Consider the following 1,545-nt stretch of genomic DNA (forward strand, 5'->3'; position numbering starts at 1 on the left):
GTTCCCGGGATACCATGCCATCGAGGACGTCGCCGCCGATGGGCAGGTGGTGACCGTGACTTTGAGCGAGTCGTTCGGTGCGGCCGCGGACTCGCTCTTCCCGTTCGTGCTTCCGGGGCACCTGCTCGAGGCGCAGGCGGGACAGATCAACGCTGCGCTTTGGGCATCACCGATCGGCTGCGGACCCTACCGCCTCGAACGGTGGGAGGACGGCGTCCGCTGGCAGCTCAGGAGAGCCGACTCGCCGGCGCGCGCGCAGGCCTCCATCGAGCGGCTCGACGTCGTGTTCACGGATGACGCGGACGCGATGGCCATCGTCGCGAAGGCGGAGGTACCTACGCTCTGGGCGTACGTGGACGGCAAGGACGCATTCGCGGTGAGGCGCGATGGCATCGGCACCGTGGTCGACTCGCCGACGGGGCGGTGGTGGGGGCTGCTGTTCAACACATCGGACTCGCCGTTCGCGGACCCGCTCGTCAGGAAGGCGCTCATCGCGGCGTATCCGACCGACGTCATCTCGGCCTCCGTGCTCACGACGGCCGCGACGCCGTTCACGGGGCGCATCTTCGCCGCCTCGAAGCCACCGACCTCGCCGGTGACGGCCGATCCCGAAGTCGCGAAGGCGGCGCTGGCGCGGGCGGGCTGGCGCGACACGAACGGGGATGGTGTCCTGGACAAGGACGGCGAGCCCCTTCAGGTGGTGCTCGAGCTCACCAGCCGTGACGGCTCGGACGAGGCGCTCAAGGAGGAGATCGACGCGGTCCTGGAGGCGTGGCGCCGGGTGGGTGTGGCGACGAGGTACAAGTACAACTCGATCCGGATGTACGGGTCCTGGCTGCGAGGCGGTCGCATCGCCACGGAGCCGTTCGGCGTCGTGTTCGGCGCGTTCCCGGGCACGCCGGACCCCGGCTGGGGTAGCGTGTTCGACGCGTCGGACAAGCCTTCGATGGCCCGTCCCTGGGGCATCGGAGTCGCGGGCGGCGCCGATGGTGCCGAGATGACGCAGCTGCACCGAGAGGCGAGCACCGAGCCGGACGCGCGGGTGCGCGCGTCGATCGGCAGTAGCATACAGGCGCAGGCGGTGGAGCAGTCGCTGATACTGCCTGAGCGACCGCAGGTACGTTCCACGGTCGTGAACGGCATCTCGGGCTACAGGCCCGGAGCATATCCCGCGGGCGACTTCTGGAATGTCGCGGAATGGTCGGTTCCGGAGTGAGCTGTGCCGGGAGTCGCAGGGGCGCGTCGGGCTTCGCAGAATCGGCGGCACGTGCGTGAGCGGGCGTCGTCGCAGCTTGGCGGACCGGCTCGCCTCGCCCCGGCTCGCCGCGGTGCTCATAGCCATCCTGATCGGCATGAGCATGCTCAACGTGCTCTTCCCCCAGCGCACCTACATGCCCGAGTCGACCTTCGGCAGGCTGGAGGCGTCTGCGCCCGGGGTCGCGCATGTCCTGCGCATAACGGGGCTCGACGACGTGTTCGGCGGCTGGATCATCTCGGTCGTGGCGGTCCTGCTCGTCGCGAACGTGACGTTGTGCACGGTGCGCA

The 1,545-nt window shown here is 69.4% G+C and carries 2 protein-coding genes; both read left to right on the forward strand.

Annotation, left to right across the window (positions count from 1 at the left end):
• The coding region (locus FDZ70_10470; protein TLM66468.1) for a hypothetical protein at positions 1 to 1,216 on the forward strand (1,216 nt) is incomplete at its 5' end.
• A partial coding sequence (locus tag FDZ70_10475; protein TLM66469.1) for a hypothetical protein occupies positions 1,188 to 1,545 on the forward strand: 358 nt, incomplete at its 3' end. The genes FDZ70_10470 and FDZ70_10475, both read left to right, overlap by 29 nt.

This window comes from Actinomycetota bacterium, from assembly GCA_005774595.1.
In the GTDB taxonomy this organism is placed as follows: domain Bacteria; phylum Actinomycetota; class Coriobacteriia; order Anaerosomatales; family D1FN1-002; genus D1FN1-002.